Genomic DNA, 17,624 nt, shown 5'->3' with positions numbered 1-17,624 from the left:
TCTCGCGTTGTGTCCCTAATGTTTTCCTAAACTCCCGCCTCGGACAATAGAGATTGCATTGTTTCCCAAGATAACCCCTGCTGAAGATAGCGGGGGTTATTGGGATTGTAGGGGCTCTCCACGCGATCGACACTGACAATTTTTGCTTCCTCCGGCAAAACAGGAACCTCTGGATCGAAAGCGGTCGAGCGCGTCAAAGAGCTAGAAAAGCCTTTAAAAATAGCAATTTCATCGAATTCGCCGTCAATTTGGGCCTTGACGATTAAAACTTCGTGCGATCGTTTTACCGTGTATTGTTCCAAGCGACGAGCAATAGAGTCAGCCATAGCAAATCTCACTTTCCTGAAATCTGCTATAATATAGCTTAATTTTGTGGCTAACTTCAGGGACATCCAGCTAAATTTTTATTGTTAAGTATACCTTTTTTTTACAGCAGGAAGTAAGCAGACATCATATAAATTTTGTAAAAAACCTCGGAAAAAATTTCCTGCTGCCAAACCTACTTGTCCGATATTTTATGAACCACAAGAAGACTAGGTTGCAATTATCATTTCTTAGTCAAAATTTTATTAAACGGCCTTTAGCTTGGGAGATACGCTGCTATTTATTCTAGTTTTTTGCTTGATATCAGCTCTGGTAAGTTGCCACTCAAAGCTAATAAATAACTGTTGACGAGGCGGGAATTATAGTTAGTGACTCAATTCTAGAGCGTTTGGGCGATCGAGAAAAATATATGTGCCGATTTGTCGAGCGAGTCACAGTAAAAGGCAAAAAATCTGCCGTCTCCGTGTTTGAAATTTATGATGCAGAAACAGAACAAAGCATTGAACTAAAACAGAAAACTGCTGCTGAATTTCAAAAATGTCTGGAGCTTTATTTCGAGCAAAATTTTACTGAAGCGCAAAAATTATTCAGTAAGATTTGCGAAAGAAATCCTCAAGATAGGTTAGCAGCAATTTACTGCCAGCGCTCTCTAAAGAATGGAATGTATGGAGTGCCTGAAGGATGGTCGGGGATAGAAGCTTTGGATGAAAAGTAGTGATACAGATATATTGTATGTGAACATCGGTAGGGATAGGGCAATGCCTTGTCCGGCGCGGGGAGTAGGACACGGAAATGCCGTGTCCGTATGGTTCGCTTTGACTTTTAATAATTTGCTATAAGATTAAGGATTGTAGAAACTAGATCGGGTGTTCCTTGCGTAAGTTGTGTTTAAGTACAAAATGGTTTATAATCTTTACCAGCGCTCAGCCTTCGCTCCAAGTATTAACTGGGTTTTCCAACCTAAATTAATGTTATGTCCACTCTTTCTCTCAAGCACTTAGTGGCAAAACTTTCAAGAAAAGCAACGCTGCAAACCGTACTCATAGTTCCGTTTGTCTTGCAAGTATTTGCAGCGGTGGGTATTGTAGGATACTTATCATTTAGGAACTCTCAAAGAGCAGTGAATGACCTTGCTGATCAGTTGATGAGCGAGGTGAGCAATCGCATTGAGCAAAATTTGAGAACTTATCTGGAAACTCCGCACCAAATCAATCAAAGCAAGCTGGATGCGGTAAAACTGGGTTTTGTGAACATGAAAGACTTGTCAGCTTGGGAAAAATATCTGTGGCGACAAGTGCAATTATATCCTTATATCAATTTTACATCGATCGCTAATCAAGATGGAGAATATCGCACTGGCGAAAAGATGTCTAACGGCACTTTATTGATTAACGCATCGGGTCAATCTAGAGGTTTTGATTTTTATTCTTACAATACTAATGATAGGGGCGATCGCACGACAGTAGCAGCCTACGTCAAAAACTTCGACATCCGACAGCACCCTTCCTACACCTATGCAGCTCTAGAAGCCAAACCCACTTGGAGTTCAGTTTATGTATCCTTACTAGAACCCACATTGATTCTCAGCGCGCTGCAACCAGTTTACAACAGCCAGAAACAGCTAGAAGGAGTATTAATTGCTGCTTTGCGTCTCGACAGTATCGGTCAATTTTTAAACAGCCTCAAAATAGGCCAATCTGGTCAAACTTTTATTATCGAAAGAAACGGCACGCTGCTGGCAACTTCCACACCGGAAAAACCTTTCCGCACCCAAAACGGTCAAAAAGAACTGTTTAAAGTTACAGAAAGCAGCGATGCAGTAACGCAAACTACAGCTAAATATTTAGAAAGTCACTTTCAAAACTTCTACCAAATTACCAAATTGCAGCAAATCCATTTTGAGATAAACGGGAAACAGCAATTTTTAAAAGTTCTACCCTTCCAAGACGGCAAGGGTTTAGATTTACTAATTGTCGTTGTCGTTCCCGAAGCCGACTTTATGGAACAAATTCATGCGGGCAACCGAACTACAGTTTTGCTATGCTTGGCAGCTTTGGGCATGGCAACTGTGTTAGGACTTCTCACTTCTGGCTGGATTATCAAACCTCTTATAAAATTAAAAAATGCAGCAATAGCTTTATCTGAAGGACAATTTGACCAAACTGTAAAGCTCGATCGCTCCGACGAGTTGGGCGTACTTGCCGCTGCCTTTAACAGCATGGCAGCACAACTGCAAGCATCTTTTACTGCCTTAGAAACTAAAAATATCGAATTGCAGCGACTAGACAAACTGAAAGACGAATTCTTAGCCAATACTTCCCACGAACTCCGCACTCCCCTCAACGGCATTATTGGGATTGCAGAATCTTTAATAGACGGTGCTACGGGACAACTGCCAGACTCAACAAATTTTAACTTAGCCTTGATTACATCCTCTGGCAAAAGATTGTCTTCTTTAATTAACGATATTCTGGACTTTTCTCAGCTCAAACACAAAAAGATAGAACTACAAATTAAGTCCGTCGGTCTTCGAGAAATAGTCTCTGTTATTCTCACTTTGTCTCAGCCATTAGTAGGCAAAAAAAACTTGCAGTTGATTAACTCAGTCGCTCCTGAATTGCCGCCAATAGCAGCCGACGAGAATCGGTTGCAGCAAATACTTTACAACTTAATTGGCAATGCGATTAAGTTTACCGAAAGTGGCACAGTAGAAATTTCTGCAGAATTGGTAACTGGCAAGGCACAATCACCCCTTAATTCCCAGTTAGCCATTACTGTATCCGATACTGGCATTGGCATCCCCGAAGATAAATTAGAGCAAATTTTTGAATCCTTTGAACAAGCTGACGGTTCCACTGCTAGAGAATATGGTGGCACTGGTTTAGGGTTAACGGTTGCCCAGCAATTAGTGGAATTACACGGAGGTAAAATTTGGGTATCTTCAACTGTAGGTGTTGGTTCCCAATTCATCTTTACTTTGCCCGTATCTGAGAGTCCGCCGGATGTTAGCAGCAGGCAGCCGCGTTTAAGCGAGAATTTTCCCATTGGTATCATTCCTGAATTGGCCAGCCAATCATCTCTAATCAATTCTCCGATATCAGACAAGAGCGACTTGCTAGAAACTGAAAAAATAAAAGTTTTGGTAGTCGATGATGAACCTATTAATATTCAGGTCATCATTAACAGTCTTTCTATAGAAAACTACGAGATTACTCAAGCGAGCAACGGCTTAGAAGCTGTAAATCTAATTGAATCAGGATTTAAGCCCGACTTAATTTTACTCGACGTAATGATGCCGCAGATGACTGGTTATGAAGTCTGTCGAGAAGTTCGCAAAAAATACTCCCCTTTAGAAATGCCGATTCTGATGCTGACGGCTAAAAATCAAACTACTGACTTGGTAGAAGCTTTTAACTTAGAAGCAAATGATTATGTAACTAAACCTTTTATTAAAAAGGAATTGTTGGCGAGAATTAACACGCAAATTCGCCTATCCAAACTGAATGCAGCCTACGGCAGGTTTGTGCCGCACGATTTTCTAAGCTTGCTGGAAAAGCCGAGTATTATTGAAGTAAAATTAGGCGAAAATCAGGAAAGAAATATGACCGTGCTGTTTGCTGATATTCGCTCTTTTACGGCACTTTCCGAAAATATGACACCGCCTGAAAATTTTGCCTTTATTAACACTTACTTAGGAAGGGTTAGCCCTGCAATCAGGAAAAATAACGGGTTTATTGACAAGTACATTGGTGATGCAGTTATGGCACTGTTTCCTACATCTCCTGATGATGGTGTACGAGCAGCAATTGATATGCAAAAAGAAGTGAATATCTACAACCAGCAGCGAGAAAAAAATGGTTTGTGTCCGATCGCGATCGGCGTCGGTTTACACGCGGGCAATTTGATGTTGGGTACAATTGGCGAGCGAGAACGGATGGAAAGTACGGTGATTGCTGATGCGGTGAATCTCGCCTCTCGTTTGGAAGGATTGACTAAGGTTTACGGCGCGGGCATTCTAGTTAGCGGTGCAATTATCGATCGCCTAGACGATCCAGAAAAATATAAGTACAGATTTGTCGATCGAGTAATGGTGAAAGGAAAGACAAATGCTGTGTCGGTTTTTGAAATTTACGAGACAGAAACAGAGGAAAGCATTGTACTTAAGCAGCAAACTGCGGAGATTTTTCAAGCAGCTCTCAATTTTTACTACGAGCAAAAATTTGTTGCCGCCCAAAAAGTATTTCAAAACATTTTACAAATCAATCCGGACGATCGGGTAGCAATGCTGTATTTCAAACGATCTCGCAAGTATCGAATGTACGGAGCCCCGGAGGGGTGGTGCGGAGTGGAAATTTCGACGGAGAAATAGGGCGCGCACTGCCCGCCCTAATCTCTTTAAAAGATGCTTGCACCAACTTTAAAATATAGTTGTACAAACTCCTAATTTATTCCAAGTTTTGGGGCCGACAATGCCATCCGCAACGATTTTTTGTTGCTTTTGAAAATTGATGACTGCTTGTTCGGTTTTCGGGCCAAATCCTCCATCAGTATTTACAGAAAATCCGCTGGTGTGCAAGAGCCGCTGGAGGTAGCGAACGTCCTCATTTTGGGTGACGCCATCGTTGCGTTTCAGTAGGGGAAAATAACGGCAGGGAGGTAATTCCATGTGAATTGCGTTTGTGGTTTGCATAGTTTGAGTCTCCATTGGTTGTTTGCAAGTTGTTTAAAAGCAGGGCAGCGGGGAAAAGATGTTAATTAATAGTCCTGAAGGCATTTTTGACGGGCATAAACGAGGTTTCGCCTTCGCTCAATCACCAGATTTTTTAGCGTTTCTGGGGGCGTAAAGGAAGTATTGCTGTGAAAAAACCCAGTTTCTTGCTACCCGTGCGCCTAGGATTAGTTAACTTGGATTTAACATCCGGGTTCACCTGTATAACAAGCGCCTAATAGACTCCAAGTTTGAGGGCCGACAATGCCATCAACAGCAATCTTATTTTCCTTTTGAAATTTGATCACTGCTTGTTCGGTTTTTGGGCCGAAGAATCCATCAGTTGCGACGGGATATCCGTTTTTAACTAAGGATTGTTGGAGGTAGCGCACGTTTTGATTAGCAGTGGTGCTATTATTTCGTTTCAGTGTGGGCAGTGAAGAGCAAAGAGGCAATTGAGCGTAAATTGAATTTGTGGTTTGCATGGTTTGATTGGGGATTAGTGGTTTGCAAGCCGTTTGAACTTGCTATTCCCCAGTTGTAGCTGTGGGGGGAAGTGCTTTAACAGTCGCTTTTTATAGTGACGCTTATCTGGGGTAGCTCAGATGAGTGACAGCCCGCTATCCAATCCGTCTTGTACAAAGTAATTGTCAAAGGCAAACAGCAGCGAATTTCCATTTTTTATCAACTTTTAGCATCTTTGGCACCAGCCCCACACCATAAGTAAGTCGCCGCCAAAAAACGCCCCTATGTAAACGAGGGCAAAGTCTCCAAAGGCTCTCTACTGGCTGACTTAAATCTGTTTACATAGTGTTACATTATGCGGTTTAATCCCGTATACCCACTTACCTGTACGGCTGTTGGTGTCGGGATGGATAGGCAGATTGACGTAGAGAAAGCGAGGCAATCAATCCTGTCACGGTGTAATCGCTGCACTCTTATACAAGCTGAGTAATAGTTTTTTATATAGAGGAGGCAAAAATACTGTATTTAAAGCTAGTTAACCATGTGAGCGAAAAGGGCGATTGGGAAAATTTCTCTGGGGTTGCGACTTTAACTGAGAAGTGATATCATAGTATCGGTAAATAGTAGATTTCCGGCTGTCAAACAACTTGAGAATTGAATCAATGACAATTTCTGTAACTATAGGGTTAAAGTCGGAAATAAAGTCGTCGGCGTTTAGATTTTCTCCAAAAAATTCCTTAGCTCGATCGCACTGATAGCGCATTTCGTCAAAGCCAACAATTTTTACCACAAACGTTGTCAGGGGCGAACTCTCCAAATCGGTATTAGAAGTGCTTTTAGCCCGCCCATTTTCTAATAAATTCAATACTTCCGCTTCTAAACCAATTTTAGGTTGGTAAGGTTTCTCTATTTCTGGAAAAAAGCTTTCCAGGCGCACGCAGTTAGGAGCTTGATCGGGAATTCCTCCCATCATCATCGCCAGAGAAACCTCAATCCCCAAATCCGAAGAAAGAGCTTCTAGTAGGGCTAGGGCAGACAGTTTGCACCCCAAATAAAGCTTTGCAATTTCGAGATTGTACTTAGCGGTAGTTTCCCACCGCTGATAGGTGCGATCGTCTGGATATCCCTCAAACTGTCGGAAAATTATTTCTGGCTTGAGATAATTCAGAAAACCTTCCATCTTGAGCAAAGCAACTCGGTAGTCGCGAACCGTGTAAAAACCGCAGCAGATGAGATTGTGATTGGTTTCCGGCAGTAAATTCCAAGTATTTGCCAAAAAATTGGCTGAACTATGGTGAGCAAAACTCATCACATCCCGGTTAGAGATTCGCACAGCTTTTTTGATGGTTTCCCGCATTTCCTCATCAGTCAAACTGAGGTGAAAGCGGCTATTTATTGCTTGCAAGCGGTCATAAAGACGCTGGCTTACCGTTAATCCTGCATCGGCGGCGCGAAACGGAATTGTTGCTTCAATGCAGCCTGCAATTTGAAGCAATTGCTCGCGTTTGAGAAATGGTTCTAGAGCTTTTGCTGCTACGACAGCGCTGAGAAATTCGTTTTGTCCAGCGAAAGGATTGAGGACTTCGCCCGGTACAAAATTGAATACCAGCATTACCATCTCGAAGATAGCATCCGCTGGCAGTTCAGATTGATCTCGAATTTGTAGCTGTTTGTTAACCTCCTTTGCAACAGGAGTGATGTAGTAGCTGACGTTAAAGTTAATGCTGCGATCGACTTGCACGTAGACTGTATCGTGAAATAAAGCTGCCAAAACCTCGATCGCATCTTCCTTTCCCCCCACATCAAAAATATGTTCGGGAGTGTGAAAAAACCGCCAGGGCCCCATCATCGGCTGAACAATCAGTTCGGCAATCCGAGCGAGTTCACTTGGTTCGACTTTTGCTTCCAGGCGATCGAGCGCCCAAATCAGCCTTTCTAAGCACTGTAAGTAGGCTTGTTTGCTATCCATCACAGTCTTTCCCAATAACATTGCTGTCAGTCGATTTTAGATTTTAGATTTTAGATTTTAGATTTACTCCACAGATCAATCTGGAAGGTTGAACCTTAGTCTAAAATTTTTAGATCTCCACGACAGGAGTCGGCGGCTTGTATCCGTTTTTGGGCGGCGTCACGTCAGCTACTCTGCTGTTAGTTCGATTCTTTCGTATATGCGCCCGGTTTTTTTACTTGGAATTTTCGAGTGTTTTGTTGAAGACTTTAGGTGCAATTTAGGAGGGAAATACTAACTTAAACTCAACTTAATTTCCGGTAGCTGACCTCCCCTGTTTTCCTAGTCTAATAAGCACAAAGTATGACAAGTAAATTACATAGATGACTAAACCTATCAGACCCAACAATCCCAAAAATTGAGGGGTTGCCGTAGGGTGAAACATTTGTTTATAGAGCCAAGGTGGGTCTAACCAAATGCGGCAAAAAGGTTCGTCAATTACCTCAATTTGCGATTTAAAAGCACAGCTTAGGAAGGGAAGTTGAGCTAGAGCGCCCAAACCGCTGTAAACAGTAATCGCCCACCGCCAAGCTGTAAAAGCCAGTTTCAGGGGCGACTGCGGTCGATCGGCAATTTCTTCGTTTAAATCCTCCCAAAACCACAGACTAGCAGGAATTAAGGCCCTCCCAATCACCGAGGATACAAAGCTCACAGGCAGGGCAGCCATCATCAGGTAAAGTGTAATTGCCAGCAAACTCGCCACCCGCCAATAAATAATCGACAAACGGACGATCGCCTCAGCTTTTGCCACAACAGCCCAAATCAGCACTACCAGCGGGATCGAAATTGTTAATAACACAGACAACCGGTAATCCATCCAGACTAGCGGTTGAAACCAAGGCCCGGTGGCTGCCAATAAAAGACTCAACATCTTTGGGAAAATATACTCACTTATTTGTCACAAATTTTACTACAAAAATGCTAAAAAATCAGCAATCAGAATACGGTCTTAATGTTTTAGTTACTGCTACCTTTTCTAAGGTACTTGGCGCGCTTTGAAGGGTACTTGAGACACGATAGACGGCAATACGCTTGAGTTAAAACTGTTTATTCCTGAGATATCTCCTTCCCATCCTCGCCCCCCAAGGGGGACGCAACAGCAAATTCTTGTCCCCCTTGGGGGGCGAGGGGGAAGCTGGCGGATTTGAAGCGTATTGGGATAGAGGGCAAATCTCACCATTATTTCAAGGCTCAACCCCTCAAATAAAATTCTCCCGCGCCAAAAGTTAGATTTCGGCGCGGGAGGCAAGGCTTAGAGCTAAATGGCTCGTTTATTCCTCGTAGATGCGGCACTCAGCAGCGTCAGGATTGTCGTCGCAAAATTTTTCAAAAGAATTCTTAGGTTTGACTTGCTTTTGGTGGGAAGCTTCTGCTTGCAGTTCTTCAACTGCGTCCCACGCCGCCGCGCATTCCCCGGAAGTGGCGCCCTTGAGGTCACAGACGGTACGAGCGCTTTCTAGTTCTTCTTCAATTTTTTCTTGGATGTTGCCTGCGGGTGTTGTTGTCATAAAACTTGTTGGTAGGAAAGTGTAGGAGAATATGGTTGTCCCCGACCTATTTCTAGGTAATGTTAGCACGCGCCTTTGTTTAGTGAGCTTGTTCGGCTAACGGCACGTCCTTAACCCAAATAAAGATGTTTAACCGTTAACGACAGAGCAAGGGACTAGCTAAGCAGCCACTTGGTGTCATAACTCAAAAAACCTAGACTTCTAAAGTCTTAGGCGGGTCAACTGTGGTTTAAGTCTTAGGCTCGAAGCGAGCGTGTCTTTAGACCTGGGTCGTTGACCTTATTAAGTAAGAAAGGTTTTCTTTTTGGATGTTAGTTTGGGTTGGATTTGCTGTTTCGGTCTGGCGACCCCAGCTAATAATAGCTTGAGATGCGCTGCTGTTGCAGCAGCCCAGAGACAAACCATCCATAAGTGCGATCGCAGCAGCCGTCTCTACTTCCTGCTTTACTCTACCCCGTCGGCGGGGGAAGAGTCCACAGGCATCAATGTAGGTCGAGCTGACCTTACTTTTGATGAAAACATTACACGAGGTTGGTGTGTCAAACTGTATTGAGCTTTATCTTTTAAGATTTAGCTGAATACGGCATTTAACACTAAACAGATTAATGGGACACTCATGTTAACTTATGTTAACACAAGAACGGCAATCGATGGGGAATCGATCGCCCAACAATAGCGTCCCCCCAGTGGCCAGTTCCAGTTAGCCTAATGTATAGAGATAGTTTTATAGAGAAGTTTGCCTTATGTACACCCAAAACCAAATGCAATGGGTCAGCGCTTTATCAACCCGTCCCTCTTTGGAATCCGCCCTCAAAGAAGTTATAGAACAAGCAGATCGCGACCTAGAAGGCCCGGCTGATTTAGCGCTGATATTTATCTCGTCTGCCTTTGCCAGCGAGTATTCTCGGCTGATGCCTTTACTCCGAGAACTGCTGCCAGTACCCGCGATCCTGGGCTGCGGCGGGGGAGGAGTCATCGGCACGAACCGGGGCGGCCTCACCGAAGAAGTCGAGGGATCTCCGGCAGTCAGCCTCAGTCTGGCCCGTTTGCCGGGAGTGAATGTCAGAACTTTTCACGTCGGTGCAGAAGAACTGCCCGACTTAGACAGTCCTCCGGATACTTGGGTGGATCTCTTGGGCGTGCCGGCTCAGGAAGAACCGCAGTTCATCATCTTGGCAGACCCCTTTTCCGCAAAAATTAACGATTTGCTGCAAGGGCTAGATTATGCCTATCCAGGTGCGGCGAAGGTAGGGGGGCTCGCCGGCGGGGACGGTGCGGGCCGAGGCGCGGCGCTGTTTTGCGACTATCAGCTTTACCGAGAAGGGACGGTTGGGGTAGCTTTGAGCGGCAATATAGTTTTGGAAACGATCGTAGCTCAAGGCTGCAGGCCGATCGGGCATCCTTATCGGGTGACGGAAGGAGAGCGCAATATTTTGCTGAAACTCGAAGAACAAACCGACGATACGGGCAGCGCGGGCATCGAGCGATCGCCCCTAGAGGCTTTGCGAGAGTTAGTTCAAACTTTGAGCGAAGAAGACCGAGAATTAGCCCAGCACTCGTTATTTGTAGGCTTAGTCAGCGATGAATTCAAGCTGACATTAGAGCCGGGAGATTTTTTAATCCGCAATCTGTTGGGAGTAGATCCGAAAGTGGGAGCAATTGCGATCGGCGATCGAGTCCGTCCCGGACAGCGCATCCAATTTCATCTGCGGGACGCGCGCACCTCCGCAGAAGACCTAGAAATGCTGCTCGATCGCTATCAGCGGGCCGCCGAGTACAGTGGTACATCCAGCGCCGGCGCCTTGATGTTCTCTTGTTTGGGGCGCGGTGAAGGGCTTTACGGCGAATCGAACTTTGACTCCCGACTGTTCGGCCGATACCTCAAAAACATTCCCTTGAGCGGCTTTTTCTGCAACGGCGAAATCGGCCCCGTCGGCGGTAGCACATTTCTGCACGGCTACACCTCCGTATTCGGGATTTGCCGCCAAAATTCATAATTTGTGAACTGTTGACTGTTGACTGATGACTGATGACGGTTAAGTGTTGACTAAAATCTAAAATCTAAAATCTAAAACCTAAAATCGATCGACTGATGACCAATAACTAAAAGCGGCAGTCGCCTGCCGCTTTTAGCTGTAACTAGATGTCTGGAAACCTTAGAAACTAAAGGTAGTACGGAGGAGTCCGACCCAGATATCGTCGTTTCTGTCGTTGTGTTCGGGATTCAGAATCACATAGACGCCCGGTGTCACCGAAATAAAGTCATTGACTTGGAAGCGATAGAAACCCTCTAAGTGATAAGAGGTGTCGCGGTTTCTGGCGACATCACTCTCGGTAACTTTTGGCGGTACACCGAAGACGAAGCCGAGGACATTGCCTTGTCGGGCAAAATCTCCCAGGGCCACAGTGATAGCACCATTCTGGATGGTAGCGTCATTGTTGCCGCCCCGCAGTTGTTCAGCCTTCGTATAACCGTACCAACCGCCAATCTGAAAGCGACTGCTGGGTTTGAAGTTAACTTGCACCCCATAGTTATCTGATGCGGTGGGTGATTGCTCGAAGGGCCGATTAGCCAACAAACTGCCGACGCCGCCCATGAGGTTAACATCACCTGCGCGATTGTATTTCCGGGTGTAAGTCAAGCCCAAGTCAAACGGTCTGCTAAAAAAGCCGATCTGACCCAGAGCGCTAAAAGAACCGTCGAAAACGCCCCTGCCGTCTGCGGGGTTGGGAGCATCGCCGTCGCCTGCGAGATAGCCCGCGGTAGCTCGGAAGCTGCCCAAGTTGAAACTCACACTTGCGCCTGCTCCCTGCGGGCCGCGGAATACGGCCGGGTTGCGAACTCCAAATCTGGAAAGTGAACCGTTACTCGTAGAGTTACCAAAGGTAGAAGCCTGGTCTGCAATTTCATCTAGGTCAAGTCCTTTAGGACCGACAAAGACTGTAGCTTTACCCATCGGGAACCGATAGTACAACTCGTCTAGTGTGAAATTGCTGTTCTCAGCTCCATCAAAAGCTAGGCGAGCCATGTTAGTACCCGTAGCTGTTGCTGCTGAGTAGTTGGCGACGTTGAGGGCTTGCAAGCGGGTTCTGAGCAAGTCTCGACCGGTGAAGCTGGTATTGAAGTTCAACCGCACCCGGTAGCCGAAGTTGGTGACTGTTCTATCGTCCTCAAGGCGGATACCATCTCCCACGAAGGTGTCGCTGACAGCAAAAATGGCTTCTCCAGCCAATTTGGTGGTGGTGGAGAACTGGTTGGCTTCGAGTTCTGCGGTGCGAGCTTCTAGGCCGTCTACTCGTCCGCGCAGGGTAGCGAGTTCGGCTGCAAATTCTTCTTGCAGGCGTTGCAGGATAGCTAAGTCGTCTCGGGTAACTAAGTTACCTGTTGACCCAATGAGTTGGGTTATCTGGTCTAAGCAAGCGTTGACGCCGGCTGCAAATTCGTAGCGAGTCAGGGCGCGGTTGCCGCGGTAGGTGCCGTCGGGATAACCTACGATACAACTGTAGCGTTCGACTAGGGATTGCAGGGCTTGGAATGCCCAATCTGTCGGGCGCACGTCGGAGAGCTGAGTGACTGATGTCACCTGGGACATGGTTCCCGACGGTTGGGCCGGCAGCGCTTGGGGAGCAACAGGGACGATGGGGCCCCCCATTCCGGCGGCTGGTGTCTGAGCAATTTCTACCTTAGTGGCTGGGGTGCTGGCGACTGCTGGCACTTCAATTTTCCCAGGGGCGTCTGTCTGGCTGATTTGCTCAGCCAAGTCTGATGCTTGGGGCGAGGATTCGGCTGTGCCTGCTGCTGCTAGAGGTTCAGTCGGTGCTGCGGCGCTGACCGGAGCGATTGGGGCTGCTAACTCGATGTCGCTCCCTGTTGTTTGCAGTGTTGTTGGCACTGCTGCTGCGCTGGTTTCGGGTTCGATTGAGGCGAGTTTTTCAGCGTCTGCTTCGTTAACGACCGGGGTTTGGGCCGCTTCGACGCTGCTGTTTAAAGCCAGGTTTTCTGGGGCAGCAGGGGCTGCTGCAACTGGTTCTGCAACTATTTCTCCAACTATTTCTGCAATTTTTGACTCAGATGACTGAGCTGTAGCTAGCTGGTTGGCTTCAGCGGTTGCGGTCACTTCTGCGGCGATCGCAGTGGCACTCATGACTGATGATAGCCCCAGAATTGCCGGGGATACTAGCAGTAAATTCCAAAAAGTTCTGTTCATTTTCCTCACACCTTCACACTCTATTCAACTCGACGAGCAGCAATTCCCAACTGCTAATTTTTGTGGTTGCTTGCCTGTTGACAATAACTGCCAAAATAGAACCTATCCATAACTGTTGATTCACAGTAGGCGTGTCTACTTCTGCTTGAACGTAGGGGCCCAGCCCTTATACCGCCCCGGCATCAATTCAGGTCAAGCCCACATTACATTACAGTTGATTATACCATCACGTGCTAATTTCATCTGTCGATCGCCAGATTTGCTTAAGTTGCTCTGTAGGCTATCGACAACTGGTTCTACGGGTTCGACCACAATCTGCCTCTAACTGACAACTGCCCAGAGTCCTCGGTTATGCCAGACTTAACAGACAGTTATAGGTAGGATTGTGGCTGCTTGTCGCATCCCTTATACAGCTTTATATCCTATAATGTCAAGCTTTTTAACCTCACTTTAAACCTCGCGACCCGGCAGGGGGTATTTTCCCGCCATGAGTGGGGAACTGAGACCTAAAGGCTGGTAGATTTACCCGATCCAAACCAAAGTTCAGGCTTGACCAATTTTGGTTTTTTGATGCCCGCTGCCGTCGGGACTTGCCAGGGCGATCGCCCTTTTTGAGACGGGCCGTCGGCGGATTTAATTTCCCGTTATTTTAACACAATTTTTTTGCGGTCTGGCAGCCGCAGCCGACTGAATCTCTGTTAGCTGAAATTATAGTTTTGTGGCCTCGCTGTCTTGCGTTTGACAACCAGTTATTTTTTTGGCACAGCCTCGGGATCTCAAAGCACATTTTCTCTGTAATTTATGCCACTGCCAAAGTATCCATTGATTCTCCGGGCATCCTGGACGCATCAACAGGGTTTGAGGAACGCAAATAGTTGCTTTTAGGCGATCGCTCGAAGTTAAAAAACCGAGTTTATGAGAGTAAGGACTGCATCCAAGACGGTTTTAATTTGCTAAGAAGACAAGTAAATGTCGGCAGTTATGGGAGGGCGATCGAACAACCTATAGATTGGGCAATGCACTCGCTCTTTCTATGGTATGTTAAATTGATGCGTACCATCTATATTTTTTTACACCATCTCTGATTGGGATGAAAACACAACTGCGGCTGTTAGTAGTGGTATTATTGCTATTAGGATTTTTCTTTCGCTTCGTCAACATCGACACCAAGTTTTATTGGTACGATGAAGCATTTACTTCCCTGCGGATTTCTGGATACACGCAAACAGAAGTTCTTCATGAAATAAGCAGCGGTCAGTTAGTAGCCGCCAAAGATTTGATGAAATATCAGCGCCTGAATGCGACAAAAAATTTTGGCGATACGGTTAAAAGTTTGGCCATAGAAGAACCTCAACTGCCACCACTGTATTTTCTGGCAGTCCAGTGTTGGGCAAAACTATTCGGTGATTCTCCTGCGGCGATAAGAAGTTTCTCAGTTTGGATGAGTTTGTTAGCGTTTCCTGCCCTGTACTGGCTGTGCCGAGAATTGTTTGCATCGCCGGAAGTTGCGTGGATAGCCGTGGGATTGCTAGCAGTTTCTCCCTTGCACGTGCTTTATGCTCAAGAAGCACGTCCCTACAGTTTGTGGCCGGCGCTGATTTTGCTTTCTTGTGCGTCTCTGCTACGAGCAATGCGGCTGCCAACAAAGCTGAGTTGGAGCATTTACGCAGTAGCAAATATTATGGGATTTTATACTCATTTATTTAGCTTATTAGTTGCGTTCGGACATGGAATTTATCTAGTAGAAACTCAAGGTTTTACGTTGAATAAAAAGCTAGTGAGTTACTCGATCGCAAGTGCCGTGTCGTTGCTAGCATTTCTGCCTTGGATGGTAATTTTACTGATAAATAAAAGCGCAGCATCCGGGGCGACAAGTTGGGCAAATCTAGAAAGTCAGAGGCTATCTTTAGTTAAGAATTGGGCCGGAAATATCGGTCGCGTTTTTTTTGATTTTGGGCTAAGTTCTAGTGCTATATCGATATATCTTATTGCTTTAATGGCAGCTACTTTAATTTTAGTGGCAATCGTAGGGTATGCAGTTTATTTTCTGTGTTCGGAGACGAGCAAACAGGTTTGGCTGTTTGTGGTGACGATGATGGCGGTGACAGCACTGGCACTCGTGCTGCCGGATGTTATATTAGGAGGAATCCGCTCGACTAAAGCTCGCTACCTATTTCCGACTTATTTGGGGATGCAAATCGCTGTTGCTTACCTGTTAGCGACTAAAATTACCGCGCTGGGCGTGCCAAGCTGGAAACGGCAAATGTGGAAAGTTTTGACAGTTGTACTGTTAACGGGCGGCTTGCTGTCGAATGCCGTTAGTTCTCAAGCCGAGACTTGGTGGACTAAGGAATGGGGCCGGGAAAATCCCGAAATTGCTCGCAGGATCGATCGTTCTCCAAAGCCGCTGCTTGTCAGTGATATCTCGGAAGTCAGCCTGGGAAATATACTGTCAATGAGTCATTTGTTAGAACCGAAAATGCGGCTGCAATTGGTGTTGCTTGACCCGGAAGCGCGGCGTCGAGCTCAGTTGTTTGACAGACCAACTATACCCAATATTCCTAGTGGTTTTAGCGATGTTTTTGTCTACGGGCGATCGCAGAAGTTTAGTGCTAAGCTGGCGAAAATGCAAAACTTGAAAATCGAGCTGCTTTCAGAACAAAAAACCGAAAAGCTGTGGGTAGGCAAGTTAGTAAAATAGTGAGGGTTTATGGAAGACTTTGGTATTATTATTGCCTGCTGCGACCAAGATTATCTGTTTGCTAAGGGTTGCTGTGCTAGCATCCGATATTTCCTGGGAGATGTGCCGATTTGTCTGTTGATAGACGGTACGTTTTCTGTGAGTGCTTTGGAAAAGTCCTATGGGGTGCGAGTGATCGATCGCACAACCGTGTCTGAAGAGGTTCTCAGGAAAAGAAGTTTTGGTTGGGGAAAAACTAAAATGATTGCTTTCTGGGAAAGTCCTTGGTCAAATTTTATGGTTTTGGATGCCGATACGATCGTCTGGGGCGATGTTCTCAAATTGGCTAATTTTCAAGAATTTGATTTTATTGTAGACCAACCTTGTCAGGAAAATTCCGATGCAGATGTTTCAAAATTTTTCTTTGACATTCCGGGCGTTGAAAAGCATTTCCCCAGTTTTAGCTGGTCGAAATATCGAGCAAATTATTTCTGCACTGGTACTTTTTTTGCAAAACGCGGCGTTTTTAGCTTGGAAGAATACGTAGAAATTTTAGATTTTACGGCGGCAAATCCGGGGATATTTAAGTACGGAGAAATGGGGTTTTTGAACTTTATGATTTTCCGGGCGGCGCAAGAAAATCGGCTGCGGGTGCAGAGTGTGGATATGCAGTTGTTGGTGCCGGATTTTGACCAGGATTTTGTGAGAAAGCGGTTTCCGGTGGAGTCAAGCGGGCCTGCGGCCGATCGCACTCAGGCGACTGTGATTCACTGGTGCGGCCCGAAGCCCAGTTTATCTACTGGGAAAGTTTACTCGGAACCGATGAATTTTTGCCGCCGCAAGTGTCAGGAGGATGTTTGGAACCGCACCGGTTTGGCGGCCGAAATGTCGCTGCAATTTGAGGATTGGCAGCGATCGATCTACGTGTATAAGAATAAGTTTAAGAAGAAGTTTCGGCAGTTGATATCTCCCCCGGTTAGAAACTCGGGGAATTCTTAGAAGTTGCTGCTACGGGGTCTATAAGAACCCCGTAGCAGCGTCAACGGTATGATTTACTGGCTCAAATCATTAGGTTTGAGTCAGTAAATCGTCGATTTTCCAGCGCTGAAACAACCATTTTTCATTTAAAATCATTCTACTGGATTGCCGCTCTAGCGGACTCGGCGTTTGAAAATGCTACTCCACAAGCTTGCCTCCGCCTACGCGGACTAAAACATAAAGGGAATATTTAACCTGGATTTACTATGAGATTCGAGATTTAGCGAACACTAAGGACTGAAAAATGCCAACCCAATCGACAACTGGTTCGGAGGAGCAAAATCACACAAAGCTCGTGTTTGCAGGCAGAGTTTTGGTTGTCAATGACACTATTTATTATATCCGTAATATCAGCAGCGTTCGGGTTAGCAAAAAATCCAAAAGTTTCACAAAAAAACTACCTAATTGGTACTGGACATTTTTAGGGATTGGTCTTGCAACTATCCCCATCAATATCAATGTATTTCCATTGCCAATGGCAATATTTATTTTCTTAATGTCTGACTATATAATAAATCGAGTTCAAGTCATAGAAGAGTATGGGATTACGATTGAAATGAATTCTGGTTCCAGTTCTGTATTCTTGATCGGTGAAAAAAAATTTATAGATCAATACGGTTCAGTTAAGGCTCAAACCCTGGTAAATTAGGTATTGTTTCCAAAAATGGAGAGTAAGTTAGCGTGC

General features: G+C 45.5%; 14 protein-coding genes. 7 read left to right on the top strand and 7 right to left on the bottom strand.

The window, feature by feature from the left end:
• Positions 1-26 precede the first annotated feature (26 nt).
• A complete protein-coding gene (locus tag QUA57_RS21585; protein WP_006635886.1) occupies positions 27-326 on the bottom strand; it encodes a DUF7734 family protein in 300 nt (99 codons plus the stop codon).
• Positions 327-733: 407 nt separating this feature from the next.
• On the opposite strand from QUA57_RS21585, the gene QUA57_RS21580 reads away from it, so the two are divergent.
• Together QUA57_RS21580 and QUA57_RS21575 are read left to right on the top strand one after the other, a co-directional pair.
• On the top strand, positions 734-1,039 hold the full coding sequence (locus QUA57_RS21580; protein WP_333063506.1) for a hypothetical protein: 306 nt from the start codon (positions 734-736) through the stop codon (positions 1,037-1,039).
• A gap of 258 nt (positions 1,040-1,297) precedes the next feature.
• Positions 1,298-4,693: an ATP-binding protein gene (locus QUA57_RS21575; RefSeq protein WP_333063505.1), complete on the top strand. Its 3,396-nt coding sequence runs from the start codon at positions 1,298-1,300 to the stop codon at positions 4,691-4,693.
• Positions 4,694-4,741: 48 nt separating this feature from the next.
• Here the strand turns inward: QUA57_RS21575 and QUA57_RS21570 are convergent, their stop codons facing one another.
• From QUA57_RS21570 to QUA57_RS21550, 5 genes are all read right to left on the bottom strand, one after another.
• A complete protein-coding gene (locus tag QUA57_RS21570; RefSeq protein WP_333063504.1) occupies positions 4,742-5,014 on the bottom strand; it encodes a peptidoglycan-binding domain-containing protein in 273 nt (90 codons plus the stop codon).
• Between the two features lie 221 nt (positions 5,015-5,235).
• Positions 5,236-5,517: a peptidoglycan-binding domain-containing protein gene (locus QUA57_RS21565; RefSeq protein ID WP_190663498.1), complete on the bottom strand. Its 282-nt coding sequence runs from the start codon at positions 5,515-5,517 to the stop codon at positions 5,236-5,238.
• Between the two features lie 515 nt (positions 5,518-6,032).
• Positions 6,033-7,487 carry a hypothetical protein gene (locus QUA57_RS21560; protein WP_333063503.1) on the bottom strand — a complete coding sequence of 485 codons (1,455 nt, stop codon included), beginning with the start codon at positions 7,485-7,487 and terminating at the stop codon, positions 6,033-6,035.
• A 268-nt stretch (positions 7,488-7,755) separates the two neighbouring features.
• Entirely contained in the window at positions 7,756-8,376 is a 621-nt protein-coding gene (locus QUA57_RS21555; protein WP_333063502.1) for a DUF3177 family protein, read from the bottom strand.
• A 400-nt stretch (positions 8,377-8,776) separates the two neighbouring features.
• On the bottom strand, positions 8,777-9,013 hold the full coding sequence (locus tag QUA57_RS21550; protein WP_190662788.1) for a Calvin cycle protein CP12: 237 nt from the start codon (positions 9,011-9,013) through the stop codon (positions 8,777-8,779).
• 304 nt (positions 9,014-9,317) lie between these two features.
• Here QUA57_RS21550 and QUA57_RS21545 point away from each other — a divergent pair, with 304 nt between their 5' ends.
• Both QUA57_RS21545 and QUA57_RS21540 read left to right on the top strand, forming a co-directional pair.
• Positions 9,318-9,566 (top strand): hypothetical protein, encoded by a 249-nt coding sequence (locus tag QUA57_RS21545; protein ID WP_333041277.1) that lies wholly within the window; start codon positions 9,318-9,320, stop codon positions 9,564-9,566.
• Positions 9,567-9,756: 190 nt separating this feature from the next.
• Positions 9,757-11,010 (top strand): FIST N-terminal domain-containing protein, encoded by a 1,254-nt coding sequence (locus tag QUA57_RS21540; protein ID WP_333063501.1) that lies wholly within the window; start codon positions 9,757-9,759, stop codon positions 11,008-11,010.
• Positions 11,011-11,169: 159 nt separating this feature from the next.
• Here the strand turns inward: QUA57_RS21540 and QUA57_RS21535 are convergent, their stop codons facing one another.
• On the bottom strand, positions 11,170-13,221 hold the full coding sequence (locus QUA57_RS21535; protein ID WP_333063499.1) for an iron uptake porin: 2,052 nt from the start codon (positions 13,219-13,221) through the stop codon (positions 11,170-11,172).
• Positions 13,222-14,311: 1,090 nt separating this feature from the next.
• Here QUA57_RS21535 and QUA57_RS21530 point away from each other — a divergent pair.
• The 3 genes from QUA57_RS21530 to QUA57_RS21520 all read left to right on the top strand — a co-directional run bounded on the left by QUA57_RS21530 (position 14,312) and on the right by QUA57_RS21520 (position 17,588).
• Positions 14,312-15,922 (top strand): glycosyltransferase family 39 protein, encoded by a 1,611-nt coding sequence (locus tag QUA57_RS21530; protein WP_333063498.1) that lies wholly within the window; start codon positions 14,312-14,314, stop codon positions 15,920-15,922.
• A 9-nt stretch (positions 15,923-15,931) separates the two neighbouring features.
• A complete protein-coding gene (locus tag QUA57_RS21525; protein WP_333063497.1) occupies positions 15,932-16,900 on the top strand; it encodes a hypothetical protein in 969 nt (322 codons plus the stop codon).
• Positions 16,901-17,183: 283 nt separating this feature from the next.
• The gene (locus QUA57_RS21520; RefSeq protein ID WP_333063496.1) at positions 17,184-17,588 is read left to right on the top strand and encodes a hypothetical protein; all 405 of its coding nucleotides are present in this window, start codon (positions 17,184-17,186) and stop codon (positions 17,586-17,588) included.
• Positions 17,589-17,624 lie beyond the last annotated feature (36 nt).

The sequence above is a fragment of the Microcoleus sp. Pol7_B2 genome, assembly GCF_036701035.1.
Lineage (GTDB): Bacteria > Cyanobacteriota > Cyanobacteriia > Cyanobacteriales > Microcoleaceae > Microcoleus.
Note: the sequence above shows the minus strand (reverse complement) of the source record. Positions and strands in the feature narration are given on the sequence as shown.